Annotated in this window: 22 protein-coding genes and 2 pseudogenes; 20 read left to right on the plus strand and 4 right to left on the minus strand. The window is 39.2% G+C overall.

Annotated elements, in window-relative coordinates; translation table 11 throughout:
• The first annotated feature begins 5 nt into the window (after positions 1-5).
• The 3 genes from OSJ91_RS11355 to OSJ91_RS11365 all read left to right on the plus strand — a co-directional run bounded on the left by OSJ91_RS11355 (position 6) and on the right by OSJ91_RS11365 (position 3,552).
• On the plus strand, positions 6-1,298 hold the full coding sequence (locus OSJ91_RS11355) for an MFS transporter (RefSeq protein WP_485891591.1): 1,293 nt from the start codon (positions 6-8) through the stop codon (positions 1,296-1,298).
• Between the two features lie 172 nt (positions 1,299-1,470).
• Entirely contained in the window at positions 1,471-2,469 is a 999-nt protein-coding gene (locus OSJ91_RS11360; RefSeq protein WP_485891592.1) for a TauD/TfdA family dioxygenase, read from the plus strand.
• 135 nt (positions 2,470-2,604) lie between these two features.
• Positions 2,605-3,552: an alpha/beta hydrolase gene (locus OSJ91_RS11365; protein WP_485891593.1), complete on the plus strand. Its 948-nt coding sequence runs from the start codon at positions 2,605-2,607 to the stop codon at positions 3,550-3,552.
• A gap of 105 nt (positions 3,553-3,657) precedes the next feature.
• On the opposite strand, the gene OSJ91_RS11370 is transcribed toward OSJ91_RS11365, so the two are convergent.
• Positions 3,658-4,431: an SDR family NAD(P)-dependent oxidoreductase gene (locus OSJ91_RS11370; protein WP_350302313.1), complete on the minus strand. Its 774-nt coding sequence runs from the start codon at positions 4,429-4,431 to the stop codon at positions 3,658-3,660.
• A 472-nt stretch (positions 4,432-4,903) separates the two neighbouring features.
• Here OSJ91_RS11370 and OSJ91_RS11375 point away from each other — a divergent pair, with 472 nt between their 5' ends.
• The 4 genes and pseudogenes from OSJ91_RS11375 to OSJ91_RS11390 form a co-directional block, all read left to right on the plus strand.
• Positions 4,904-5,959, plus strand: coding sequence for a TauD/TfdA family dioxygenase (locus OSJ91_RS11375; protein WP_485891594.1), 1,056 nt, complete (start codon positions 4,904-4,906; stop codon positions 5,957-5,959).
• 115 nt (positions 5,960-6,074) lie between these two features.
• Positions 6,075-7,358, plus strand: coding sequence for an MFS transporter (locus OSJ91_RS11380; RefSeq protein WP_350302315.1), 1,284 nt, complete (start codon positions 6,075-6,077; stop codon positions 7,356-7,358).
• Positions 7,359-7,395: 37 nt separating this feature from the next.
• Positions 7,396-7,551, plus strand: a complete 156-nt coding sequence (locus OSJ91_RS11385) for a hypothetical protein (protein ID WP_158226103.1) — start codon at positions 7,396-7,398, stop codon at positions 7,549-7,551.
• Positions 7,552-8,088: 537 nt separating this feature from the next.
• Positions 8,089-8,219: pseudogene (locus tag OSJ91_RS11390) on the plus strand (succinyl-CoA--3-ketoacid-CoA transferase); the annotation flags it as partial.
• A gap of 211 nt (positions 8,220-8,430) precedes the next feature.
• Here the strand turns inward: OSJ91_RS11390 and OSJ91_RS11395 are convergent.
• Complete coding sequence (locus OSJ91_RS11395; RefSeq protein WP_318290926.1) at positions 8,431-9,336, minus strand: LysR family transcriptional regulator; 906 nt, start codon at positions 9,334-9,336, stop codon at positions 8,431-8,433.
• 142 nt (positions 9,337-9,478) lie between these two features.
• Here OSJ91_RS11395 and OSJ91_RS11400 point away from each other — a divergent pair, with 142 nt between their 5' ends.
• From OSJ91_RS11400 to OSJ91_RS11460, 13 genes and pseudogenes are all read left to right on the plus strand, one after another.
• On the plus strand, positions 9,479-10,267 hold the full coding sequence (locus OSJ91_RS11400) for an SDR family NAD(P)-dependent oxidoreductase (protein WP_350302316.1): 789 nt from the start codon (positions 9,479-9,481) through the stop codon (positions 10,265-10,267).
• Between the two features lie 188 nt (positions 10,268-10,455).
• Entirely contained in the window at positions 10,456-10,932 is a 477-nt protein-coding gene (locus OSJ91_RS11405) for a 2,4'-dihydroxyacetophenone dioxygenase family protein (RefSeq protein ID WP_350302317.1), read from the plus strand.
• Positions 10,933-11,149: 217 nt separating this feature from the next.
• Complete coding sequence (locus tag OSJ91_RS11410; protein ID WP_350302318.1) at positions 11,150-11,932, plus strand: SDR family NAD(P)-dependent oxidoreductase; 783 nt, start codon at positions 11,150-11,152, stop codon at positions 11,930-11,932.
• 141 nt (positions 11,933-12,073) lie between these two features.
• The gene (locus OSJ91_RS11415; RefSeq protein ID WP_350302319.1) at positions 12,074-13,216 is read left to right on the plus strand and encodes an acyl-CoA dehydrogenase; all 1,143 of its coding nucleotides are present in this window, start codon (positions 12,074-12,076) and stop codon (positions 13,214-13,216) included.
• 67 nt (positions 13,217-13,283) lie between these two features.
• Positions 13,284-13,508, plus strand: a complete 225-nt coding sequence (locus tag OSJ91_RS11420; RefSeq protein ID WP_485891595.1) for an FAS1-like dehydratase domain-containing protein — start codon at positions 13,284-13,286, stop codon at positions 13,506-13,508.
• 208 nt (positions 13,509-13,716) lie between these two features.
• Positions 13,717-13,958: pseudogene (locus OSJ91_RS11425) on the plus strand (FAD-binding protein); the annotation flags it as partial.
• Between the two features lie 116 nt (positions 13,959-14,074).
• Entirely contained in the window at positions 14,075-15,430 is a 1,356-nt protein-coding gene (accC, locus tag OSJ91_RS11430) for an acetyl-CoA carboxylase biotin carboxylase subunit (RefSeq protein WP_350302321.1), read from the plus strand.
• Positions 15,431-15,605: 175 nt separating this feature from the next.
• Complete coding sequence (gene accB / locus OSJ91_RS11435; protein WP_485891596.1) at positions 15,606-16,097, plus strand: acetyl-CoA carboxylase biotin carboxyl carrier protein; 492 nt, start codon at positions 15,606-15,608, stop codon at positions 16,095-16,097.
• 38 nt (positions 16,098-16,135) lie between these two features.
• A complete protein-coding gene (locus tag OSJ91_RS11440) occupies positions 16,136-17,686 on the plus strand; it encodes an acyl-CoA carboxylase subunit beta (protein ID WP_485891597.1) in 1,551 nt (516 codons plus the stop codon).
• Positions 17,687-17,841: 155 nt separating this feature from the next.
• On the plus strand, positions 17,842-19,923 hold the full coding sequence (locus OSJ91_RS11445; RefSeq protein ID WP_485891599.1) for a methylmalonyl-CoA mutase family protein: 2,082 nt from the start codon (positions 17,842-17,844) through the stop codon (positions 19,921-19,923).
• The gene (scpA, locus tag OSJ91_RS11450) at positions 19,920-22,100 is read left to right on the plus strand and encodes a methylmalonyl-CoA mutase (protein WP_485891600.1); all 2,181 of its coding nucleotides are present in this window, start codon (positions 19,920-19,922) and stop codon (positions 22,098-22,100) included. Before OSJ91_RS11445 ends, scpA begins: the two co-directional genes overlap by 4 nt.
• Positions 22,101-23,135 (plus strand): methylmalonyl Co-A mutase-associated GTPase MeaB, encoded by a 1,035-nt coding sequence (gene meaB, locus OSJ91_RS11455; RefSeq protein ID WP_485891601.1) that lies wholly within the window; start codon positions 22,101-22,103, stop codon positions 23,133-23,135.
• 214 nt (positions 23,136-23,349) lie between these two features.
• Positions 23,350-24,534, plus strand: coding sequence for an acetyl-CoA C-acetyltransferase (locus OSJ91_RS11460; protein WP_485891602.1), 1,185 nt, complete (start codon positions 23,350-23,352; stop codon positions 24,532-24,534).
• 546 nt (positions 24,535-25,080) lie between these two features.
• Here OSJ91_RS11460 and OSJ91_RS11465 read toward each other — a convergent pair.
• The gene (locus OSJ91_RS11465) at positions 25,081-25,257 is read right to left on the minus strand and encodes a hypothetical protein (RefSeq protein ID WP_485891603.1); all 177 of its coding nucleotides are present in this window, start codon (positions 25,255-25,257) and stop codon (positions 25,081-25,083) included.
• A gap of 388 nt (positions 25,258-25,645) precedes the next feature.
• Positions 25,646-26,686, minus strand: a complete 1,041-nt coding sequence (locus OSJ91_RS11470) for a YeiH family protein (RefSeq protein WP_434547776.1) — start codon at positions 26,684-26,686, stop codon at positions 25,646-25,648.
• Between the last annotated feature and the right edge of the window lie 45 nt (positions 26,687-26,731).

The raw sequence follows: 26,731 nt of genomic DNA on the forward strand, positions 1-26,731 counted from the left end.
TTCACATGACAAGCACTCCAAAGTATTCTTGGATTATCTTATTATTTCTTGTTCTTAGCGGGATGATCAACCAAGTAGATAAAATAATTATTGGCTTGGTTTCAGTTCCTTTAATGAAAGAGTTACATTTAAGTCCAACGCAATGGGGAGTCGTAGGGAGTTCTTTCTTTTGGTTCTTTACCTTCTCATCTATTATTCTTGGCGGCATGGCAGATTCAAAAAACACAAAAAAAATGTTAACTTGGATGTCCTTGATTTGGTTGATAGTTCAATTTGTTACCCCTTTCGTTAGCAGTTTGTCCATGCTTTTGTTAACCAGAATGATTTTGGGAGCTGGTGAAGGTCCTGCCCCCGCTCTATCCACGGCAATCATGGGAAAATGGTTCCCGAAACATAGGCACGGCATCGGCTTTGGTGCGGTTCTATTAGGAACGACCGGAGGATCTGCGATCGCTTCACCATTATTAATCTCCTTGATTGATCATTATGGATGGAGATCTGCATTTATAGCGATGGGTATTCTGGGACTGATTGTGCTGGTTTTATGGATGATTTTCGGTAAAGAAAGTCCTGAAGAAATCGGCTGTCCGTCGATACAGCATAAGGAGCAGCAATCATCCAGACTCTCTAAAGTTTCTTGGAGTCAGTTTCTTCCGCATCTGATATCTAAAAATTTTATTCTGATCGTTCTGTGCGGGGGGGGTGCCTATTGGTTATTGTCCGTACAAGCGGTATGGCTTCCAGCCTATTTCACCAAAATTCAACATTTTAATGGTCAAACATTAAAATTAGCCGTGTCTTTACCTTTTCTTTTTGCAGCCTTTTTCCAATTAGGATTTGCCATTCTATCAGATCGGCTCTATCGTAAGACCGGAGATATTCGTAAAGCACGAATAAATCTTGCCGGTATAACGATGATGTTATCCGCTTTATGCTTATACCTAGCAAATGCCGCGAATTCCACGGCGATGTCCATATTGTTCTTCACCCTTGCTCCTGGTTTTGCGTATGTCATTCTTTCACTCGCACCCGCAATATTGATGGAGTTTTTTTCTCCTCAAAATATTGGAAAGGCACAAGGGACGTTCATTGCACTTGCGAGTATTACAAGTATTATTGCTCCACTCGTATTTGGCTATTTTATTCAAAATGCGGAGACTGAAGCTATCGGATATGGATACGCATTTCAAGCCTCTTCTTTAGGGATGCTCATAATCGGATTATTGTTTTGGATCTGTGTACGTCCCGCAAAAGAAAGCCACACAATAAATGAAACAGATGAGCATGTGAGCATTTAAGTGATATAAAACGTAGATTGAAAAGATTCTTAGTAAGATTATATTAGTCTAACTTAATTATTAGTTACAAATGATAGTCATTTTATGAATAATTAATAAGTGTACCATAAACTTTAAATTCAAAATATTCTGTCGATTACAGCGTTATAACAAATATAAAGGAGGAGTATGTATGTCAGTTATTTTAAAGGAAAAAATTCAAGGGCGTTCAGCGTGGAAAGGTATCGAACTTGCAAAAGATGATTCATGGATTTATTATTTGTCAGAGAAAACCCTTGCAGCTCTAGACAAGGCTGTATTACATGTTCAACAAAAAGGGTTAAAGGCTCCCAATTTTAACAAGGATGATTTCCCTATTCCTGATCTCACTGATGAAATTGCTTATTTTGTTGATGAGCTGGAGAATGGGAGAGGATTTCTATTGATTCGTGGATTACCAATGGATCAATATACCGACGATGAAGCTAGTATCATTTACTGGGGTCTTGGACTCCACTTGGGCCTACCGATCATTCAAGAAAAAAAGGGTGACCTCTTGGGGCATATCAAAAATATGGGTAAAGACTTTAATGATAATACAACAGTAAGAGGTTACCAAACGAATGTACGTCTTGACTATCACACAGATCTCGCTGATGTTGTCGGATTACTATGTCTTCGTAAAGCGAAATCTGGCGGTTTAAGCAGTATCGCTAGTGCGATGTCTATCTATAATGAAATTTTGGATAATCACCCAGAGTATCTTGAAATTCTCTATCGTCCATTCGCCCATGATCTTCGTGGGGAAGAGGCACCAGGTCAATCACCCGTAGTTCCATCACCGGTCTTTAGCTATTACGATGGTAAATTAAGCTGTAGATATATACGTCAGTATGTCGAATCAGCACAAACGAAAACAGGTATCTCTTTAACGAAAGAGGAAATCGAAGCATTTAATTATATAGATTCCCTTACTGCTGATAAAAACTTTCATATTGATATGATGATGGAACCGGGTGATATGCAATTCGTTAATAATTATACCGTTTTTCATTCACGTACACTATTTGTAGATTATGAAGAAGAAGACCGCAAACGTCATTTATTAAGATTGTGGCTCATGATGCCAAATGGCCGAAAAATTGCTCCTGGTTTCGAGTTTTATATAGGAGGAGCACCTGTAATTAGATAAAAACCGGTGGTAATAATAATCACCAATATTTCTTGTATGGTGATTTTATTCAAAGAAAATAATGAATAAAATCACCATTTTATGTTTCTATAACTGGTTAATTTTTCTAAAAAACTGAAGTGAGGATGATGTTTTTTGGCAAATTTAGATCCGCAAGCAGAAAAATATTTACAAGCATTTAATCAGCTGCCATCTATTCATACGATGGATCATAAGTCAGTGAGAGAGATGCTTTCTAAAGCACCGCGTTCTGCCGTAAAACTGGAACCGCTTTCGAAAGTTGAGGAATTCAAGATTCCGGTAAGCCAGGATGAAACAATCAAATGCAGGGTATATATACCGGAAGGGCAAGGTCCTTTCCCTCTATTTATTTACTACCATGGTGGAGGATGGGTTCTAGGAGACATTGAATCATCGGATGCTAGCTGCCGAATGATAGCGAATCGAACGGAAAGTATCGTTGTATCCGTAAACTATCGTCTTTCTCCAGAGTATAAGTTTCCGACTCCAGTAGAAGACGCCTATTCCGCATTGCAATGGGTTTTTGAAAATGGGCCTTCATTTAACGGAGAAGTTTCTCGATTGGTAGTTGGAGGGGATAGCGTAGGTGGAAATCTAGCTACTGTAATTACGATGATGGCTAGAAACAAAAAAGGTCCAAACATCACTGCACAGGTCTTAATCTATCCTGCGACAAATCTTGAGTTCAATACGGAATCCCATCGAACCTTTGCAAAAGGATTTGGTCTTGATCGCGAACAGTTGATTTGGTTCCGTGATCATTATTTAAGGAATAGTGAGGACAGATGTAATGAGTATGCTTCCCCCTTGGTAGCTCAAGATTTGAGTGGTCTCCCGCCAGCAATGGTTATTACAGCGGAAAATGATGTGCTTCGGGATGAAGGAATGGCCTATGCTGAACGTCTGAAAGATTTTGGTGTTCAAGTTGAATATGGATGTGAACCCGGGATGGTCCACGGATTTTTTGTACAAATGGATATTTTCTCAAAGAACATAGAATTGACTGTTTCTAGGATCGAGAAGTTCTTGAGTTCCTTAAAATATACAATTGGGATAGATTGAAAGAAAATGTTTTAAATGAAGCGAGCCTCAGAATTTAGTGAGGCTCGCTTAAAATAACCTATTTAATTTTACAAACGAAACAATAACAATAGTAACCCTAGGCATTTAGTAATAAACGGTATTTCCAATTCCACCGGTTACCGAAATGACATCGCCAGTTATCGATGCCGCCAAAGGTGAAGCTAGGAAGGTAACGACATAAGCAATTTCCTCTGGTGTAATCATGCGGCCGAGGGCATTCATTGATGCTGCCTGGCGTATAGCTTCCTCATTAGTGACACGGCCTCTAAACGTTTCAGTATCGACAATCCCTGGATAAACAGCATTGACAGTAATTTCGTGCTTTCCTAATTCTAATGATGCGGATTTTGTCATATGGACAACAGACGCATTACGAGGTCCGGAACTAAAATAATTGCCGCCTATTCTAGCTGCTAGACCACTTATATTGATAATACGTCCCCAATTGTTTTGAATCATATAAGGAGCAACAGCCCGGATACAACGAAAATAGCCCAAATACTTTTCTTCAAAATCTTTCAGGATAAGTTCATCTTTAATGCTATTAAATTCCTCTGGTTCATGGCCTCCAACACGGGCCCCACTGTTGATTAAAATATCAATGCTCCCCATTACTGCTGCTGTTTTTTCAACTAAATTAAGGATAGAGTCAGGATCATTAGTATCTGCCACGATTGGATAAATACTTCTGTTGGTTTCTTTTGCCAATTCGTCTGCTGCATTCTTTAGTGAAGATTCGTTTCTTGAACAAATCGTACAATCAACACCTTCCAAAGCCAACTGACGGGCAATAGCTTTGCCAATCCCCCGGCTTCCTCCAACGATAAGTGCTTTTTTTCCAGATAATTTTAAGTCCATAGTTCAACCTCCTGTTTCGAATTAACTTGTATTACCTCTGCTTGAAAGTTATTTGTGAGAATATTTAATCATTTCTATCTTTGATTCTACCTATAAATGATAATTATATAAAATTAAAAATTTTTAATTACACTTAAGTTATATTAATGTGTTGAACGATTGTCATTTACAAAGGTGTATTATTTTCCATTTATTAGTAAAGATGATTTGCAGATTAAAAATTTTAATTTTATTTAACTGAAAATTATGAATATAATTAACAGAATAACATTTATAACAGTCAGAAGTTATTTAAAGCGCTTCAACGGAAATGAAGGGGGGGACAAGGAACATCATTAATTAAACAATAATTGTTTGTATAAGGGTGTGAAAGATAGAGGCAGTCGCTTTTAAAGTAGGAAAACAGCCCAAACTTTTTCATTAAGTACTTTAGTTAAAATTGATTGCCATAGAAAACGAAGGAGGGTTCTCGTTGCCGTCTATTTTAAAGAAAAAAATTCAAGGACCAGTAGCTTGGAAAGGTATTGAGATAGCAAAAGATGATTCATGGATTTATTATTTGTCAGAGAAAACGATTGCAAATCTTGAAAGCGCTTTATTTTATGTAAAACAAAAAGGGTTAAAGGCACCTGATTTTAACAAGGAGGACTTTCCAATTCCGGATCTTTCTGACGAAATAGCTTATTTTATAAACGAGCTGGAAAATGGGAGAGGTTTTCTATTAATTCGTGGCTTACCAATTGAAAAGTATACAGATGAAGAAGCAAGCATCATATACTGGGGTATCGGAGTCCACCTGGGCATCCCGGTAACGCAAAACGCAAAAGGTGATCTATTAGGGCATGTTGTTGACCAAGGTCTCGACATTAATGATTCAAATGTACGTGGTTACCAAACGAATGCTCATCTTCCCTTTCACCCAGATGGTTCTGACGTAGTCGGATTATTAAGCCTTCGAAAAGCTAAATCTGGAGGTTACAGTAGTATCGTAAGTTCCATCGCGGTTTACAATGAAATTCTGGATAGGTACCCAGAGTATCTTGGAATTCTTTATCTTCCATATTTTTTGGATCGTCGTGGTGAGGAAACACCAGGTGAATCTCCTGTTTATTCATCACCAGTCTTTAGTTATTACGAAGGTAAATTAAGCTGCAGATATAACCGCGGGTATGTCGAATCGGCACAAGCGAAAACAGGGAGATATTTGTCAAAAGTTGAAACTGAAGCATATGACTTAATAGATTCCCTCTTATATGATGAAAACATGCATATTGATATGATGATGGAACCGGGTGATATGCAATTTGTTAATAATTATTCTGTACTTCATTCACGTACTGTATACGAAGACTATGAAGAACCTGAACGCAAACGTCATTTATTAAGATTATGGCTCACGATGCCAAATGGGCGAGAAATTGCGCCAGACTTCGCGATGTTCATTGATGAGAAAACAGGTAAAGCGGGTCGCGGCGGTATTCCGGTACATGAAAAAACAGTTGGAGGTATTGTAGATAAGATGAGGTAATGGAATTAATAAATATAAAGAGTTTAGACAAGGTTTAACACGGAAGATTTACCTTTAAAAACTTTTAAAACACCAATTGATTCATGTTAACGGGATAGAAGGGGAGATTATTAATTTGAAAACACCTAAATATTCTTGGATCATATTATTAATTCTTGTAGCTTCAGGTATGATCAACCAGGTTGATAAGATCATCATTGGTTTGGTTTCTGTTCCTCTAATGAAAGAGTTACATTTAAGTCCTTCACAATGGGGAATTGTCGGGAGTTCGTTTTTTTGGTTCTTTACCTTTTCATCTTTCATTCTAGGGGGAATGGCCGATTCAAGAAATACGAAAAAAATGTTTACTTGGATCTCGTTTATCTGGTTGATTGTTCAATTTACCACTCCTTTTGTTTCCAGTCTGTCTCTGCTAGTTTTGACAAGAATGGTCTTGGGAGCAGGAGAAGGTCCTGCAGTTGCTATATCAACTTCAATAATAGGTAAATGGTTCCCTAAACATAGACATGGTATAGGCTTTGGTGCTGTTCTCTTTGGAGCAACAATCGGGCCCGCGATTGCTTCGCCATTATTAATCTCCTTGATCAATGGATATGGATGGAGATCTGCTTTTATAGCCATGGGAATTGTTGGACTAATGGTGCTAGTTTTATGGTTGATTCTTGGAAAAGAAAGCCCAAAAGAAATCGGTTCGTATACTTTTGATCAAGAAGATAAGCACTCAATAATTTCTTCTAATGTTTCTTGGCGTCAGTTTCTTCCGTATCTATTATCTAAAAATTTTATTTTTATCGTTTTGTGTGCAGGCTGTGCCTATTGGTTATTGTCCGTTCAAGCTGTATGGTTTCCTGCATATTTTACCGAAATTAAACGTTTTGATGGAAAAATGTTAAAACTTGCAGTGTCTTTACCTTTTCTTTTTGCTGCCCTTTGCCAAATTGTATTTGCCTTGTTATCGGATTGGCTTTATCGCAAAACAGGAGATATTCGTAAAGCACGAATAAATGTTGCAGGGATTACGATGGTGCTATCCGCTATTTGTTTATTTCTTGCAAATGCCTTTAATTCTAGTTCTATTTCCATTCTATTCTTCATCCTTGCTCCGGGTTTTGCGATTGTTATTCTTTCACTCGCACCCGCCATATTAATGGAATTATTTTCTCCCAAAAACATTGGAAAGGCTCAAGGGACCTATGTGGCTCTATCAAGTTCAACAAGCATTATTGCTCCTCTCATATTCGGGTATTTTATCCAGTATGCAGGAACAGAGGCAATTGGATATGGTTATGGCTTCCAAGTAACTTCTTTGGTCATGTTCGTAATCGGATTATTGTTTTGGGCCATTGTCCGTCCTGTGAACCAAAATCAGATAAAACCTGAGGAACAAGTTATTGTATAAAAATCATTAATAGGTGAATCAAGGAGGGAAATAAACTATGTGTAAAAATGAAAAGGCCGTTTCTGAGATGGACTGTTGTGTATTGTGTCGTGAAGAATTAGCTATTATGGAGCGAAATCGCAGCAAGTGCTGGAGTTGTCAGGATAAGATAACCGAGACTTACGCTGATGATCATATTGAAGTGGAGGATTAAATAATTCAGTAGTTTCGTAACAGGATTTGAACTATACCCCGGATAACGGACACACATAAAAAAGTGTCCCTTATCCGGGTTTTCTTTGTTCAATAGGTTTAAAGAGTATGGAAGGAGGATTTCCATGAGAAAGAATATATATACTCTGAATTTCGGATTAAAGAACTTAAAAAGAATCCTACTATCATAAGTGCTTCAGAGCGCACTATCTCCTAAAATCATGAATTTAAAACAAAAGCTGTTAAGGAATAGAATAAGGGGAAATCCCCCTCTCAAATTTTCTTGGAACATGGATTTAATTTCGAAATAATTGGTAAGGAACAACCTAAGCGTTGTCTACATCGCTGGTATGATACCTTTGAAAGGGTTTGGTGAGGAAGGCTTTTCTTACGGAACACAGTGGAAAAGGAAGTATAAGACGCCCTTCTTCCAAGCCACTGTTTGTAGAGGGTCAACTTAAGAATGCCGAAGCGTGAATCAAATTCCTTGAAGCAGAAAATGAGTTTCTAAAAAACTGGAAGAGTTAGAAAGGCGGGCAGTAACAATTGTGGGGTGGATGATTGGGAATGGGGTCACTGCTTACCAATAAAAAGATTAAGAAAATAGTAGGTGAGAACAAGTTCTTTGAAAAGCAATTTTTAAGTGGAGAATTGGAAGTAGAGCTTGTTGATTTTACTGAGGGAATGTTTCTTGCTGAAACTCAAGAAGGTGTTTCACTTGATGAAGTGATGGAAAAGACATGTGGTGAAGGGGATCGCCAAAAGGCTTCTATTAAAAGGTAAAGAGATAACACTGCTAATTTCTGTTAGGGTAGAGATAGATTTTAAAAAAGAGAAGCTTTTCGCCACCTTGAGACGAAGAGCCTTCTCTTTTTTTCTTTTAATTCTTAATGATTTCTGATTTTAAATAATGAATATATTTGTTGGCAAAACTGGACAAATGTTTATTCTCTGAACGAACTAATCCTAAAGAAATATTTACAGTCGGGTGATACACCAAATCAATTGGAACGATATCGCCATTAATGATAAGGGGATAGTTTTTCATTACGAAATCAGGAGCAAATGTAATTGCCAAATTTTCATTGACTGCTTGGAGAACTCCATCCATATTATTTGAAGTAAATAAGATTTTCAAGGGCTTATATTTATGAAAGAATTCTTGTACAAAATACTGCATAAATTCACCCTTATATGTCACGAGAGTTTGATCAAGTATATCATGCGGAGTTATAGTACCAAGGATGGCTAAGGGAGAATGCTTAGAAACATATACTTTCTGCTTCCCTTCGATTAATGCTTCAAAAGCTATTCCTTCCATGTTTATGTTCAAATCACTTGAATACGTAATCAGTCCAATGTCAGTCTTGTGCTGTCGAACATCTCCAATTACAGCAGATCCACTTTTATCGGAAACCTCCAAATTTACGTGCGGATAATCATGTCTAAACGATGCTATCGCTTTTACCAGGAACGTCATCAATCCAGGTAATGACGAAATTTTTAGTTCCCCCACTTCCGTGGAATTCAATAAGTTAGCAGTCTCTTTTATTTCCTCAAGTTTTTTTTGTACTTCATAGGCGAGTTTCAAAATGATTCTTCCTTCATCGGTTGGGACAGCGCCGTGTCCCCGTGACCGCTTAAGAACTTTAATCCCCAACTCCTTTTCCAAGTTGGTTATGGACTGGCTGATGTTGGATTGGGTCACATGTAGATTCTGTGCTGCGATAGACAGAGAACTGTATTTTGCGACTTCTACGATATATAATAATTGTTCAATATTCATGACTGTTCTCCTTTTTAATATTAGTAATACTTACTTACCACATTAAAATCTTTAATTTTATTTAATTATAATTTATTAGTATAATCAATATCAATAATATTTTAAAATCTTTGAATATTCAAAAAACAGGAGGGGAACTAGAATGTCATTAAACCAATTGTTTGATTTAAATGGTAAGACAGCAATCGTTACCGGAGGCGGCAGCGGGTTAGGTCGTGTAATGGCACTGGCATTGGCAGAAGCCGGAGCAAACGTTGTTGTATGTTCACGGCGTTTAGAAGTTTGCGAAGCAGTTGTAAAAGAAATCGAGGCGTTAGGAAGACAGGCACTTGTTCTATCATTGGATGTCACAGATCGGGAATCAGTCGTTCAAGGTGTAGAAAAAGCGGTAACTCATTTTGGAAAAATCGAAATTTTAGTCAACAGCAGCGGAACAGTTTTTGAGTCACCTGCTACGGATATGCCTTTAGAACAATGGCAAGCTATGCTGGATACAAATTTGACAGGAACATTCTTGATGTGTCAGGCAGTTGGAAAACATATGATTAACAACGAATACGGTAAAATCATTAATATTTCTTCTAGTATCGGCTTTAAAGGTGTTGACCCGGAAGCTGTGGATTCTGTCGGATATACAACCAGTAAGGGTGCAGTCATGACTTTAACGAAGGATCTAGCAGTTAAGTGGGGCCGGCATGGAGTGTATGTAAATTCAATTGCTCCTGGAGTTTTCACTACAGGAATGAATAACCCAGAAATACCGGGAACACTTGTACACAAAGCAGGCCCTTTCATCGCTTCACAAGTTCCAGTTAGAAGATTAGGCAGTGACAATGATTTGGTAGGTGCACTCCTTTACTTTGCTTCAGCAGCATCTGATTATTGTACTGGACATATATTGACTCTTGATGGTGGACTTGGGGCTAAGTGAATTTTATCCAAATAAGGTGGTTGCGTAAATTAATTATACTTAATTGCAATTAAAAAATATCGATTTTACTTAATTGATAATTAAGAATATACTGAAATTAACAAATTTGAAACTATTTAATTTGCTTGTTGATGAAAGAAAAACAATAAGCGAATTTAATAAATATTTATTGAAAGAGGGGATTTTAAGTGAGTAATTTAAAAGATGTAAAAGAAGTAGAAGTATTTCATGCAGGTAATGTTAGTGTAGATGAATTGCCTTGGATTCCATATTTTGGAGATGCGAAATTTAAATTGCTTAAAGCCAACCCTGTGACAGGACAGACGGTTACGTTGTTATGTGTTCCTGCGAAAATGCAGCTTCCGGCCCATTTCCATCCTGGAACAGTCATTGTTTATACCGTCCAAGGGACTTGGAGATATCTCGAGGAGCCTTGGATCTCCAAGCCTGGTGACATGGTTTATGAGCCTGCAGGCTCCAAACATACGCCGATAGCTGTAGGGGATGAAGATGTTATCACCTTCAATATTGTAGAAGGAACATTGGACTATTTGGGTGAAGAAGGAGAAATTGTTGCCAGAGACAATTGGGAAACATTCCTGAGAAAATATTATGAACATTGTGCGGCTGAAGGAATTGAACCAATTGATGTGACTAAATTTTAGTTAGATTTATAAAAAAAGAGAAGCCCGGCGTCCAATGACGAAGAGGCTTCTCTTTTTCTGGGCTATCTCTTTTGATATTAATAATAATAATTTATATATTAAAATTTTTAATTTTATTTAATTAAAACTTATAAGTATAATCGTTAATATGATAATATTTTTAAAATTTTTAATATTCTTATTTAATAGAAAATAACGTTAGGAGGAATAATGATAAATGACAGCAGAGACGGTTTTGATTACTGGTGCTACAAAAGGGATTGGATATGAATTCACAAAAGTTTTTGCAGAGCAATGTTACAACTTGGTATTAGTTGCCAGAGATTCGGTGTTGTTGGGCCAACAAGCCGAGAGTTTAAAAAAGGAATATGGCGTGCAAGTGAATACTTTTGCCGGCGATTTGAGCAGTTATACAACGGTAGAGGGCTTGCATCGATACTTGAAAAGCGAAGGAATCGACATTGATATTTTGATTAATAATGCTGGAGCTGGCGGATTAGGGTTGATGACGGAATTGGATATTCAAAAAGAAATGGAATACCTGCAGCTCAACATGATCTCTCTCACGTATCTGACAAGACTTATTGCGGATGACATGGTGAAACGAAAGCAAGGTAAAATTTTAAACGTGGCTTCAACAGCAGCCTTTCAGCCAACCCCACGGATGTCGATGTATGGGGCCAGCAAATCTTACGTCTTATTCTTTACGGAAGCAATTGCGGAAGAACTTAAAGGAACCGGAGTTCAAGCTTCTGTATTATGTCCCCCTTCAACCAAAACGCCGCTTACGCAAGGGTTAGCTTCAACAAGAACAAAAATTTTCATTAAGAACCTAATAGAACCTCAAGTTGTTGCCAAGTGCGGATATGAAGGGTTAATGAAGGATAAAACTGTGATCATTCCAGGCTTTAAAAATAAACTCATGGCTAAATCTGTGGGATTGCTGCCAAGGAAATGGGTAACCATCTATTCCCGAAAGCTTATCGAACAAAAAGTGTAAAGAGTGATTAAAGTCCTATACTTGACAAGGTTTGGAGCTTTTAAAAGTAGTATCTTTATAGATTTACGATGACAAATGGCTTACATAGTTTTTCAGAAGAAATCATGTTTGGAATAATGAAATCAAAAAAGGGGACTAATAATGAATTTTTTATTATCTAAGGAACATCAGATGATGCAAAAAATGGTGCGAGAGTTTGCTCTAAACGAATGTGAACCTACTGCTGCTCAACGTGATGAAGAGGAATATTTTGATATCAAGATTTGGCACAAGCTGGCGGAACTTGGTTTATGCGGCATACCTTGGCCAGAAGAGTACGGAGGTGCAGGTGCCGATTACTTGAGTTATGTGATCACGGTAGAGGAATTGTCTCGGGTGGACGCTTCAATTGGGACCGCACTTTCCGCACATACATCGTTAGCCGGATGGCCGGTTTACAAGTTTGGAACGGAACATCAAAAGCAAAAATATTTACGGGCAATGGCGGAAGGAAAAAACATGGGTGCGTATTGCTTGACGGAATCTGGATCCGGATCTGATGCCAGTGGAATGAGAACAACAGCCGTTCTAGACGGAGATGAATGGCTCTTAAACGGATCGAAGATTTTTATCACCAACGGAGGCTATGCCGACACTTATATCGTTTTCGCACAGACCAACTCGACACTAAAGCATAAAGGCATATCTGCGTTTATTGTGGAAAAGGGCTTCCCGGGTTTCTCGGTAGGAAAGAAGGAAAAAAAGCTAGGCATTCGCTCTTCCGCCACGACAGAGGTCATTTTTGAGGACTGCCGCGTTCCAAAGGACAATCTTTTAGGCCAAGTGGGTGAAGGGTTCCAGATTGCCATGATGACTCTCGACGGCGGTAGGAACGGAATCGCATCCCAAGCTGTTGGAATCGCTCAAGGGGCATTTGATAAAGCTGTCGCATTTGCAAAGGATCGCGTCCAATTTGGCAAAACGATTAGCTCACTTCAAGCTATTCAATTCAAATTAGCCGATATGGCCACAAAAATTGAAGCTGCCCGTTTATTGACATATCAGGCAGCTTGGCGTGAGGATCAAGGAGTTCCTTACGGACTTCACTCTGCCATGTCCAAACTATTTGCTGGAGACACTGCCATGGAAGTAGCGGTGGAGGCTGTTCAAGTATTCGGCGGATATGGATACACAAGGGAATACCCGGTAGAACGATATATGAGAGATGCTAAAATCACCCAAATCTATGAAGGGACGCAAGAGATTCAGCGTCTTGTTATTGCCGGAAATCTGCTTAAAGCATAGAAAATACTCAAAATTAACGAAAACAGGAATGGTAATCAATTAAAAACCGGCGAATGGGCTTGCAAACGTGAAATATATACTTGTGCACGAGTTAGAGCCATACAGCGTGACAGTGGGAAAAGGAAAAATAAAAGAATTGATGATTGCAATAGGAGATGATAACCCATTTTTCTACAGCCTGGGGTCAGCTAAGGATGCCGGTTATGATGGTACTCCTGTTCCGCTCACTTTCTTGCAAATCATTGATTACCATGGCAGTTATGGCTTTCAAGAGAAAATGGAGGTTTGTTGACAAAGTGGTAGAGAAAAAGGGCTGATAACGTAGTTGTGGGTGAAGTACAGGTATAAAACAGTGAAAGTGACATAAAAGTCTCTGGAATTTTTGAAGCGGTTTTGCCATGAAGCGATTTGTAAATCCAACCTTATAGCTCGTTGCCGACCCGAATTGATGGAACACAACCGCTTGAGGAATTGGCGGATGTGCAGGTGCTGAATATTGAGATTATTCACTTCAAATCGGTCAGACTGGAAAAGTCGTAAACCTGAATTGTCCATTGCTTGCGGAATTTCAGGTGCCACTCAGCATTTAGCCGGGGTATCTGACTCTAAAGTTCTCGCTGAGATTAACAAAGATCCCGAAGCCTATATTTTTCAAGTAGCGGACTGCGGTAATGTGGGGGATTTGTTTGAGTTGATTCCGCTTATAACGAGGGAAATTAGAAAAGTATTAGTAAATTCTTAAACAGATCTGGAATAGAACATGTATTACTCCTGATTAATAAGTGCATCTCTTCTCAATAAAAAATCTGCTATCAATGGAATAATTGATAGACAACACTTTTGGAAAGGAAACTGGATATGTTTAAAAAGGTTCTTATTGCTAATCGAGGAGAAATTGCTGTCCGTGTCATTAGGGCGTGTAAGGAAATGGGGATATCAACGGTCGCTGTATATTCTGAAGCAGACCGTGAAGCTCTGCATGTACGTCTAGCAGATGAAGCTTATTGCATTGGACCACATCTATCATCCAAGAGCTACTTGAATATGACAAATTTGTTAATGGTTGCTCAAGTATCACATGCAGATGCTATCCATCCTGGCTATGGATTTTTAGCAGAAAGTGCGGAGTTTGCTAATATATGTATTGAAAACGATATCATTTTTATTGGTCCATCACCTGAGGCAATCAGTAAGATGGGGGCGAAAGCGGTAGCGAGGGAAACGATGGAAGCCGCTGGCGTACCAATTGTTCCAGGTACGGATGGGATTATTGAAGACATTGAGGAAGCTGAGTTTATAGCAAGAAGTATCGGGTATCCCGTTATTGTTAAAGCCACTGCTGGTGGTGGTGGAAAAGGGATGCGGGTTGCTGAATGCGAGGAAGAGTTAAAAAAAGCAATTTCAATGGCGCAGCAAGAAGCAGCTACAGCTTTTGGTAATGCAGGTGTTTATTTAGAAAAGTACATTGAAGAGCCTCGACATATTGAAATCCAAATTATGGGTGATTCCTTTGGTAATGTCGTGCACTTAGGGGAACGTGATTGCTCAATCCAGAGACGCCATCAAAAGCTAATTGAAGAAGCGCCATCCCCTGCACTTGATGAAGAACTAAGGACGAAAATGGGTGAGGCGGCATTAAAAGCCGCGAAGGCCGTACAATATTCAGGTGCAGGGACGATTGAATTTTTACTAGATAAACATAAAAACTTTTACTTTATGGAAATGAATACCCGTATTCAAGTTGAACACCCAGTTACAGAACTTATAACAGGAGTAGACCTAATCAAAGAACAATTACTAGTTGCCTCAGGTCATAGGCTATCTGTCAAACAAGAAGATATTCATATCAATGGTTGGGCCATCGAATGCCGGATTAATGCAGAAAATCCTGATAAAAACTTTATGCCATCCCCTGGGAAAATTCGATTATACCTACCTCCAGGTGGATTTGGAATCCGAGTCGATAGCGCAGTTTATCCAGAATATACGATCTCACCATTTTATGATTCGATGATTGCCAAATTAATCGTACATGGAAAGAATCGGGAAGAAGCAATTGCAAGGATGAAGCGAGCCTTAAGCGAGTTCGTCATTGAAGGAATTGATACAACAATCGCTTTCCACCTTCGCTTATTAGAACATCGGGATTTTAAAGCTGGTAATTTTAACACGAAATTTTTAGAGATGAATGATTTAACGGCTTCCACTAAGTAACTAGTAGTGATTTGAAGTATTCAGTAGCACTAGCTTATTTAGTAAAGAGAAGAGGTAATGGTGAAAAAACAATTTTTGGGAATTGTTGATGAGATTGACCGGATAATCGGGACTGAGAAATCTGAAATGAGTAAGAAAAAATAACAGAAAATAAATTATAGAAGGAGTTTTTATTATGTTTAAAATGAATGACATTAAAGAATTAATTCGGGCAGTGGACCGTTCTTCAATTGGAGAATTAACGATTAAAGGTGAAAATGAGCAGCAAATATCGATTAGTAAACAAATGAATGTCGGACAAGTAGCGCTTATCGATGAAACACAAGTCCCAGCGACTATTCCTGTCGCACCTGTGAAAGTGGAAGCCGCCCCCATTCAAAAACAGGAAGGAATACAAACATCATCGACAACTACTGAGGAAACATCGGTTCATAAAATTACTTCCCCAATGGTGGGAACATTTTATGCGGCTCCATCACCTGATTCTGATGTCTATGTAAGAGTGGGAGATCAAATAAAGGAAGACACAGTGCTATGTATTGTGGAAGCCATGAAGCTTATGAATGAGCTGGAAGCGGAAGTTAGTGGTGAAATTGTTGAAATCTTTGTGGAAAGCGGTCAGGTTGTTGAATATGGTCAGCCCTTGTTCCTCGTAAAAACAGCATAAGCAATAAACTTTAAACATGATAGGAGAGGACTCACGGCATGGATATGTTCGATAAAATCGAGATCATGGAAGAGCGTCGGGAAAAAGTGAAGCTGGGGGGCGGTTATACACGGATTGATGCCCAGCATGAACGCGGGAAGCTTACTGCTAGAGAGCGTATCGAAATATTAGTGGATGAAGGAACATTTGTTGAAATAAACCCATTCATAGAAAATCGCGGCCTTGAATATGGATCAAGTGAGGCTCCTGGAGAAGGGGTTGTTACAGGATACGGTAAGGTTGGTGGGTGCCTCATTTTCCTTTTTGCTCAAGATTTTACTGTTTTCGGCGGAGCCCTTGGCGAAATGCATGCGACGAAGATTACCAAAATCATGGACTTAGCAGCTGAGAATGGAGCACCTATAGTCGGGTTAAATGACTCAGGTGGAGCACGAATTCAAGAAGGTGTTTTATCACTAGACGGATATGGACACATTTTCTATCGAAACTCCATTTATTCAGGCGTAATCCCACAAATATCCGTGATTATGGGACCCTGTGCCGGGGGGGCTGTTTATTCTCCTGCGATTACAGATTTCGTTTTCATGGTAGAAAAAACAAGTCAAATGTTTATTACAGGTCCAAAGGTAATTGAGTCGGTAACGGGAGCAAAAATTAATAGTGAAGATCTAGGTGGCGCGTCCGTTCATTCCACAATTAGTGGAAATGCCCATTTTACTGGACCAACAGAAGAAGATGTATTAAACCAAGTCAGGAGATTAATTGGTTACTTGCCATCAAACTATGAAGAAAACCCACCTTACAAAGAGCCAGTAAATAATATTCCTTTAGATGAAAGAATCGATGAACTACTTGATGTTGTCCCGATTGATGGAACGAAGGTTTATGACGTTCGTAAGGTGATTCATTTAATTGTCGATGATCAAAATTTCATGGAAGTTCAGCCGAAATTCGCTAAAAACATTGTCGTTGGCTTTGGCCGTATAAACGGCGATACAGTCGGTATTATCGCAAATAATCCGAAGATGATGGCTGGTGGCCTTGATATTGATTCATCTGACAAATGTGCTCGCTTTATCCGATTCTGTGATTGCTTTAAGATTCCGTTAATTACATTTGAAGACGTGAGTGGGTTTATCCCAGGAATTCAACAAGAGCATGGCGGGATAATCCGGCATGGAGCGAAAATTTTATATGCCTATTCGGAAGCTATGGTTCCCAAAATTACCGTGATTCTTCGAAAAGCATATGGTGGGGCTTACGTTGCCTTAAACAGTAAAGCAATCGGGGCAGACTTAGTATTTGCTTGGCCTAATGCAGAAATTGCGGTTATGGGACCAGCTGGAGCGGCCAATATCATTTTTGCAAAAGAGATTAGTGAAAGTATAGATCCGGAGGCCTTTAGGCAAGAAAAAATCAATGAATATCGCGAACGGTTTGCCAATCCTTACGTCGCATCAGCTAATGGCATTGTTGATGATGTAATTGACCCGAGGGATACGAGAAAAAGTATCGCTAGTGCATTGGAAATGCTAAAAAACAAGAAGAAAGCACTACCTAAGAAAAGGCATGGAAATATCCCTTTATAAATCTTTTCTATAGGTTATGAACTACCTATATTAATAGAAGAAAAACGTGTAAAGACGACAAATGAAAAAACCGCCTACCGTTAAATGGTTTAGAAGGGAGAGAGCGATAGCATGGTGATTGATGCTTACCGCAACTTAAAATGGATAAAAAAATAGTGGACCAATTTTCAGAATTTGAGATCCCAAGTTATGAACAGTGGCGTGACCTAGCAGAAAAATCTTTAAAAGGAGCTTCTTTTGAAAAAAGACTCATTACAGAAACATATGAAGGAATTTTACTTCAGCCGATGTATCGAAAGGAGGATGCCGCCAATCTTCCTTTCCTGCAGTCTTTGCCAGATATGGCTCCTTTTACTCGCGGCACTAAAACGCTTATAAATGGATGGGAAATCAATCAGGAAATCAATGTTGGAATACCTACTTCTTTTAATAAAGTAGCACGGCATGACCTTAGCAAGGGGCAAACCTCATTAAATATAGTCCTTGATACACCAACGAAACGTGGGATAAATCCGAGTGAAGCTACTTCAGAAGTAGGGAAAGCAGGACTATCGATTTCAGGGGTAACCGATATAGCCGATGCACTAAAAGATATTGACTTTGGAAATGTTCCTATTCACGTAGGTGCTGGGGCAAATTCATTGCCAATCCTTGCTTTGATTATCGCTCATCTAGAACAGTCCGGACGACAAGTGGAGGAATTACATGGGTGTATAGGAATGGATCCAGTCGCGGAACTGGTAGCAAATGGAACATTGGCTTACGAGTTGAAAGATTGTTATACATTGATGGCCGACATAACAAAATGGGCAAATGAGAATACCCCCCATTTACAAACAGTTATAATTCATGGAAATGTCTATCATGACGGTGGAAGCAGTGCGGTTGAAGAATTAGCTTTTTCATTATCAACAGGTGTCGAATATTTACAAGCACTAACTTCCCAAGGAATTGATATAAATAAAGCCGCCAGCAGTATCCGTTTTTCGTTCTCAATCGGTTCCGCTTATTTTATGGAAATTGCCAAACTTCGGGCCGCAAGAACTCTTTGGGCCAGAATTGTAGAAACGTTTGGTGGGAATGAAGAAGCCCAGAAGATGACGATGCATGCAAGAACATCTGCATGGACAAAAACTGTTTTTGATCCCTATGTGAATATGCTGCGTGCTACAACAGAAGCATTTTCTGCAGCAGTCGGTGGAGCTGACAGCATTCATGTTAGTTGCTTTGATGAAGCGATTCAAAAGTCCACCGCTTTTTCACGACGAATTGCACGGAATGCCTCCATTATTTTAAAAGAAGAAGCTCATATTGCGAGGACAATCGATCCAGCCGGTGGCTCTTGGTACGTAGAAGTACTGACAAATGAGGTTGCCAAAAAGGCATGGGCACTTTTCCAGGAAACAGAGAGAAAAGGTGGGATTATACAGACATTAATAAAAGAATTCCCACAAAATGTGGTTCAACAAACAGCTTCAAAGCGAGTGAGGAACATCGCTCACCGAAAAGATATTTTCGTTGGCACCAATATGTATGTGAATTTGGCAGAAAAAGAGGTAGATTGGATAGCGTTAAATGAAACGCTTCTAATTAATGATCATATTAAAAAAGTAGTAGGCCGAGCACATATATCGGTAGGAAGTTTATCTGTAAGCTCAAATAAAACAGAGACCGCAATCCAAGCAGCAAAACAAGGTGCATCATTAGGTGAAATAGCCAAAGCAACAGGTAGGAAGTCAGAAGCTGCGGTTTGTGTTAAAGCAATCAAGCCAACCAGAGGTGCACTTCAGTTTGAAGAACTTCGTCAATCCATTGATGAAATGGCAGAGAAAACTGGAAATCGACCAATTGTATTTCTAGCAAACTTAGGACCTATTTCAGATCATAAAGTGCGAGCAGATTTTGCTACAGGATTTTTTGAAGTAGGGGGTTTCGAAGTTATTCAAAACAATGGATTTGGTTCTATAAAAGAGGCAGCCGAGGCAATCGTTGCATCCATGGCAGATTATGTCATCATTTGTGGAAAAGATGAAGACTATCAACAAGCTGCCATTCCACTTGCAATGTCTATTAAAAAAACGGATGCACAAATAACCGTATTATTAGCAGGAAAGCCTAGCGAAGTAGATGAAGTCAGATTTAAAGAGGCTGGAATAACTGAATTTGTTCATGTTGGCTCCAATTGCTATGACATATTAAGTCAACTTCTACAGGAGAAAGGAGTTCCTGTTTCATGACAAAACCAGATTTTACCCAAGTAGCATATACAGATGAAATAGAAGGAGAATTTAGCGAGTGGAGTAAACATGCCGAGAACCTTTCTGGAATGCATTTTGATAATTTAGCTTTTCCGACTTATGAAAAAATTGATGTAAAACCTCTTTACACAAATATGGACACAATAGGAATGAATCATTTGGATTATGTGGCGGGGATCGCACCATTCTTTCGAGGTCCCTACCTAGCTATGTATAAATCACAACCTTGGACGGTTCGTCAATATGCTGGCTTTTCTACGGCGGAAGAAAGTAATGCGTTTTACCGCAGAAACTTAGCTGCAGGACAAAAAGGGCTTTCGATCGCCTTTGATTTAGCTACACATCGTGGGTATGATTCGGATCATCCTAGAGTCGTTGGCGATGTGGGAAAAGCCGGCGTTGCCGTTGATTCCATACTAGACATGAAGATTTTGTTTGATGGAATCCCATTAGACCAAATGTCTGTTTCAATGACGATGAACGGAGCTGTCCTGCCAATCATGGCTTTTTACATCGTGGCAGCTGAAGAACAAGGAGTTCCCCAAGAGAAGCTTTCTGGAACAATACAAAATGATATATTAAAAGAATATATGGTTCGAAATACGTACATTTATCCTCCAGAACCGTCAATGAAAATTATAGCAGATATCTTTGAATACACATCCAAGCATATGCCGAAATTTAATTCAATTAGCATCTCCGGTTATCATATGCAAGAAGCAGGGGCTACGGCCGATATAGAGTTGGGCTATACCCTTGCAGATGGATTAGAGTATGTCAAAACGGGTTTAAAAGCAGGGATTGATATTGATCGATTTGCTCCACGTCTTTCCTTCTTCTGGGCAATCGGAATGAATTACTATATGGAAGTGGCTAAAATGCGCGCAGCTCGTTTAATTTGGGCGAAGCTAATGAAAAGGTTTTACCCGAAAAATGAGAAGTCGTTAGCACTTCGAACCCATTCGCAAACATCTGGATGGAGCTTAACAGAGCAAGACCCATTCAATAATGTTTCACGTACATGTATTGAAGCCATGGCTGCAGCTCTTGGTCATACACAATCACTACATACGAACGCACTTGATGAGGCGATTGCCTTACCGACCGATTTTTCTGCCCGAATAGCTCGAAATACCCAACTATACCTTCAGGATGAAACGGGGATAACTAACGTATTGGACCCATGGGGCGGCTCCTATTACGTGGAGTCACTTACAGCTGACTTACTTGAAAAAGCCTGGGAACATATTGAAGAAATCGAAGCACTTGGCGGAATGGCAAAAGCCATTGAAACAGGCCTGCCAAAGATGAGAATCGAAGAAGCGGCTGCTAGAAGACAAGCGCATATTGATTCTGGTAAAGAATCGATCATTGGAGTGAATAAATACCGTTTAGAAAAAGAGGACCCTCTTGAGATTTTAGATATTGATAATACAGCTGTCCGTGAAGCACAAGTTCGCCGCTTAGAGCAGCTCCGGGCAGAAAGAGATAAAGCAAAGGTGGAAGCAGCACTTCAAGCGTTTACAAAAGCGGCTGAAACTGGAGAAGGAAACCTCTTAGAACTAGCGGTAAATGCAGCTCGCGCTAGAGCGAGCCTAGGAGAAATTTCGAATGCATACGAACAAGTAGTAGGGAGACATTCAGCAGTTATTCGTTCGATTAGCGGAGTGTACAGTGCAGAGTTTGGGGAAGAGGAACAAGTGAAAATTGTCCGTGAAATGTCCGATCAATTTGAAGAGAACGAAGGCCGGCGCCCTCGAATTATGATTGCCAAGATGGGCCAGGACGGACATGACCGTGGAGCTAAAGTGATTTCGACTGCATTTGCAGACCTTGGATTTGATGTTGATATTGGCCCCTTATTCCAAACCCCAAAGGAAGCAGCCTTACAGGCCGTGGAAAATGATGTACATGTTCTAGGGATGAGCTCTCTTGCTGCTGGTCATAAAACATTACTTCCCCAAATCGTGGAAGAGCTGAAGCGTTTAGGCCGTGAAGATATTACCGTCGTGATTGGCGGTGTTATTCCTGCTCAAGATTACAGTTACTTAATAGAAAAAGGAGCAGCTGCAATATTTGGACCAGGAACGGTTATCCCGATTGCCGCACAACAGGTTATTGAAGAATTAAATCGTCGTCTCGGATTGGTTACTTAAATGACAGAAGAAGAAAGCATTCAATCCAAGCAACTCTTATCGCAAAGACGAAGACACCTTACGGTTGATTATTATGTGCAGGGTGTGATGAATGGAAATCGTTCAATTATTGCTCAAGCGATCACCTTAATTGAAAGCAATTTACCCAAACACTTGGAAATGGCACAAAAAGTGCTGAAAGAACTGATGCCATATACAGGAAAATCAATTCGAATCGGCTTTACAGGCGTTCCTGGGGCTGGTAAGAGCACGTTAGTTGAATCCTTTGGTATGATGCTCTGTGAGCAAAATCACCGTGTAGCGGTATTAGCCATTGACCCAACTAGCAGTGTAACAAGAGGAAGTATTCTAGGTGACAAAACACGAATGGAACATCTTTCTCGCCACCCACATGCATATGTTCGACCATCACCGTCAAGTGGGACGTTAGGAGGGGTCACTAGAAAAAGCCGTGAAACCCTTCTTATTTGTGAGGCAGCAGGGTATGACGTAATAATCGTCGAAACCGTCGGAGTCGGCCAAAGTGAAATAACCGTCCGGTCCATGGTGGATTTTTTCCTAGTTATTATGCTGACTGGTGCAGGGGATGAGCTACAAGGAATGAAAAAAGGGGTGATGGAATTAGCTGATGCTATTTTCATTAATAAAGCGGATGGCGAAAACAAACAAGCTGCCATGAATGCAAAGGTGGAATACAATCGCCTCCTTCATTTCTTACAGCCAATTACCAAGGGTTGGGAAACCAAAGCATTTACTGTGTCTGCCTTAACAGGGGAAGGCGTATCTCACATTTGGAAGGTCATTCAGAAATATAAACAAGTTACCAGTAGGAATGGATTCTTTGGAAAAAGAAGAAAAGAACAAATGATTGACTGGGTTCATTCTATGATAGAGGACCAATTAAAGGCGAGATTTTATGGTAATCCATCGATGAAAAAAAACATGACTAAAATGGAAGGATTGCTTTTTAACGGCCATACTTCTCCCACACTCGCAGTCCAACAATTATTCAACATTTATGATGAAAATGGATAGGAAAAAGAAGGAATGCGTACGCAATCAATTGTACTCTTGCAACATTTATTTTGACGTTTAAAGTTAATTAACGGAACATTTAAAATATACAATATACCGTTGATTAATATCATGTCCCAATAACGGTATAAAGTCAGAAGGTAAAATAAAATGGAAAAGATGTTTTTCGTCCATCAAATCGAATCAAACAACCTTCAATAAAGGAGAATGAATTATGAGTCATGTTTATATTTTAGGTGGAGCCAGGACGCCATTCGGGAGTTTTGGAGGGGTATTAAAGGATGTTTCTGCCATCGATCTTGGAGTTATCGCAAGTAAAGGAGCCATTGAAAAAAGTAATATTTCAGTTGATGAGGTTGAGCATGTTTTTGCAGGGAATGTGATACATACATCGAAAAATGCCTCCTACCTATCCAGGCATATTGCTTTGAAAGCTGGGGTTCCAATCGAGAGCCCCGCTTTAACTCTCAATCGTTTATGCGGTTCTGGATTGCAAGCGGTCGTTTCGGCAGCTCAGTCGATTATTTTAAAGGATGCTGATGTCGCCCTAGCCCTGGGCACCGAAAATATGAGCCAATCTCCTCACGTATTACGAGATGTCCGCTTTGGTACGGGTTTACAGGCTCCACAAATGGACGACATGCTTTGGGCGACTTTGAGCGATGAATATATAGGGTGTGGGATGGGAGTAACAGCGGAAACTCTTGCTGAAAAATATGAACTAACCCGAGACGATCAAGATAGTTTGGCTGTCCAATCACACCAAAAATCAGCAAAGGCCCAACTGATGGGACGATTTCAACAAGAGATTTCCCCTGTCACGATATTCACCAAAAAAGGAAAGGAAATAACCATTTTAGAAGATGAACATATTCGCCATAATGCTTCAATTGAAGCATTAGCGAAACTGAAACCAGCCTTTAAAAAGGATGGGACCGTAACGGCAGGTAATGCCAGTGGTATTAATGATGGGGCAGCTGCCTTAATACTTGGAAGTGAATCCTTCCTACAAAACAATCACAATGTGAAACCACTGGCAAGAATCATATCCTGGGGGATTGCGGGGGTAGACCCAAATATTATGGGCATTGGACCAGTTCCTGCTAGTCAATTAGCTTTACGGAAAGTAGGCCTCAATATTGAAGATATCGATTTGTTCGAAATCAATGAAGCATTCTCTGCCCAGTATCTTGCAGTAGAGAGAGAGCTTGGATTGAAACGGGAAATAGTAAACGTCAATGGTGGAGCAATCGCATTAGGTCATCCAGTTGGGGCCAGTGGAGCTAGAATTATATATTCATTGGCCCAAGAGTTAAGGAATCGAGGAAAGAGGTTTGGACTAGCCTCCCTCTGTATTGGAGGAGGACAAGGAATCTCAGTAATCATTGAGGCTCTATGAACATGTGAATAAAATAAAACGAGGTGATGGTTATGAATAGTTTACAGCTACAATTCCAGAAATAAATTATTTGGAGCAGCCTCATAATTCATAGATGAAAGGATAATGAGATTCTATGTTTCTAACAGGTCATATTTGCACCAGGATCTAATGGTAGGCATACAAGCTTAAAGGACCATCTCAGATGGTCCTTTAAGCTTTAATAATCAAAGTTGATGATTTAGACTCACATTATCCTTACAAATAGATCTAGGCTATTAGTTGGATTCCGCATTTATTACTTTTGATTGAACTGCACAGAGGTTAACAATAATAAAAAATGTATGCCAGCAAGATTGTGAGTTTTTATAGGTCTTTTGTCAAACAAGTATGGATAAGCTTCTTTAAGATCATATAATTGATTTTTTTTGGAAGAGTTAGAAATAAGATAACGACTCGTCCTGAGTAGCCTTACTTATATCTATATACTTAGATATGTCATCTATAGTAAGTTGATAAAACTTGCCTTACTAATAATGGGTTTTAATTTAGTGATTTTTTTTTGAATTAAAACAGATACCCATTTAAACCTGTGCCGAAAAGATCGAATTCAGGATCTTTTGACTGAGTTATTGGAGGGGCGTCGGATCGCTCATTAGGAGAGTTGATAGCAGCTCCTCCTTCAACTGACTCTACAGAGGTTTCGTCATTCTCTTTATTCAATGGGTTTTCAACCATACTCATAATCATCTCCTTTTTTATCAGATTAACGAAATTATTAATTCCCTAAATATTTTAATTTTATGCTAAAAAATATGACGACTTGAATGCGGTGAAATGACCTGTTAAGACCTTGTATGCAACAAACAAGGAGTTACTCCCACTATCGAGGGTATACTTCAAGAAATCATGGTAAATTTAAATTCGAAAAATAGTGAAATAGCATTTGAATTTGAGTTATTTGGGCGAAACCCTACAGATATTATTCAAAATTTCAACAAGGAAAATTACGATATTGCTATGATCCATGCATCTATAATGAGTTAAATAAAGAAATAAATATTCGGTTTGAACATATTCTGACGGACATATATGTATTGCAGTGTGTAAAAATTCACACTTTTATTCTTTGTTAAAGACTAATATACGATAACGATGATAAAAGAACTGATGTAATAATAATGGCAATAAGTGGACGTATTGCTTTTGTACGTAATTCTTTCAAGCAAATATTTAATCCTAATCCAGTCATTGACATGGTTAACATAAATGATGTGAAGTCTGAAATATAAGACATCACTTTTTGTGATACCAATACCTTATTACCAATGATATAGCTTCCCACGAAACTCATAACGATAAAGCCAATTAAAAACCATGGAAACTCGAATCTTGCCTCCCCTTCTATTTTTCCTTTCTTTTTCATCCAAAGCATGAGGATAAAGCAAACCGGAATTAATAGGAATACTCGTGTAAGTTTGGCAAGTAATGCGTGAGCAAGAGCATCCTGTCCTGCCGGGGCAGCAGCTAATGCAACATGGCCTATCTCGTGCAGGCTGATTCCAACCCAATTTCCGTAGTTCATAGGACCAATTGATAAAAAAGGATATATTAACGTATAGATTATTGAAAACACTGTGCCGACTAATGCGATGATGCCTACTCCCATAGCCGTATCTTCATCTTTTGCTTTTATAATTGGCGATACGGCCGCGATGGCAGCCGCACCACAAATGCCTGTGCCGACACTTAATAATAAAGAAAGATTAAAATCTGCCTTCAGCCATTTTGCAATGATCATTAGAACAGCAATTGAAAAAATGATCGTTATTGTCCCTCTTAGCAATAGGGGGAAACCCTGATGAAATATCACAATCATGTTAAGCTTTAAACCATAAAGTATGATGGCAAATCTCAATAGTATTTTTGATGAAAATTGAATACCAGTACGTAATTTTTGTGGATATCCAAAAACCTGTCTGTAAATCACAGCTAGTAAAATGGCACACGCAAGAGGACCGATATGATTTAAACCTGGCAACGCTGCCAAAATAAAACCTAACACCGCTATGATCAATGTAAAACCAATTCCAGAAATCAAAGAAACATTTAGCTTTTTTGCCGCTTTTTTTTGCTTATTTGGACTGGGAGTTATTAACGCTTTTTGTTCCAATCTTTTTCAACCCCTTAGTTGGATTATTTATAATTTATCGTAACT

This window comes from Bacillus sp. T-10(2022), assembly GCF_056502895.1.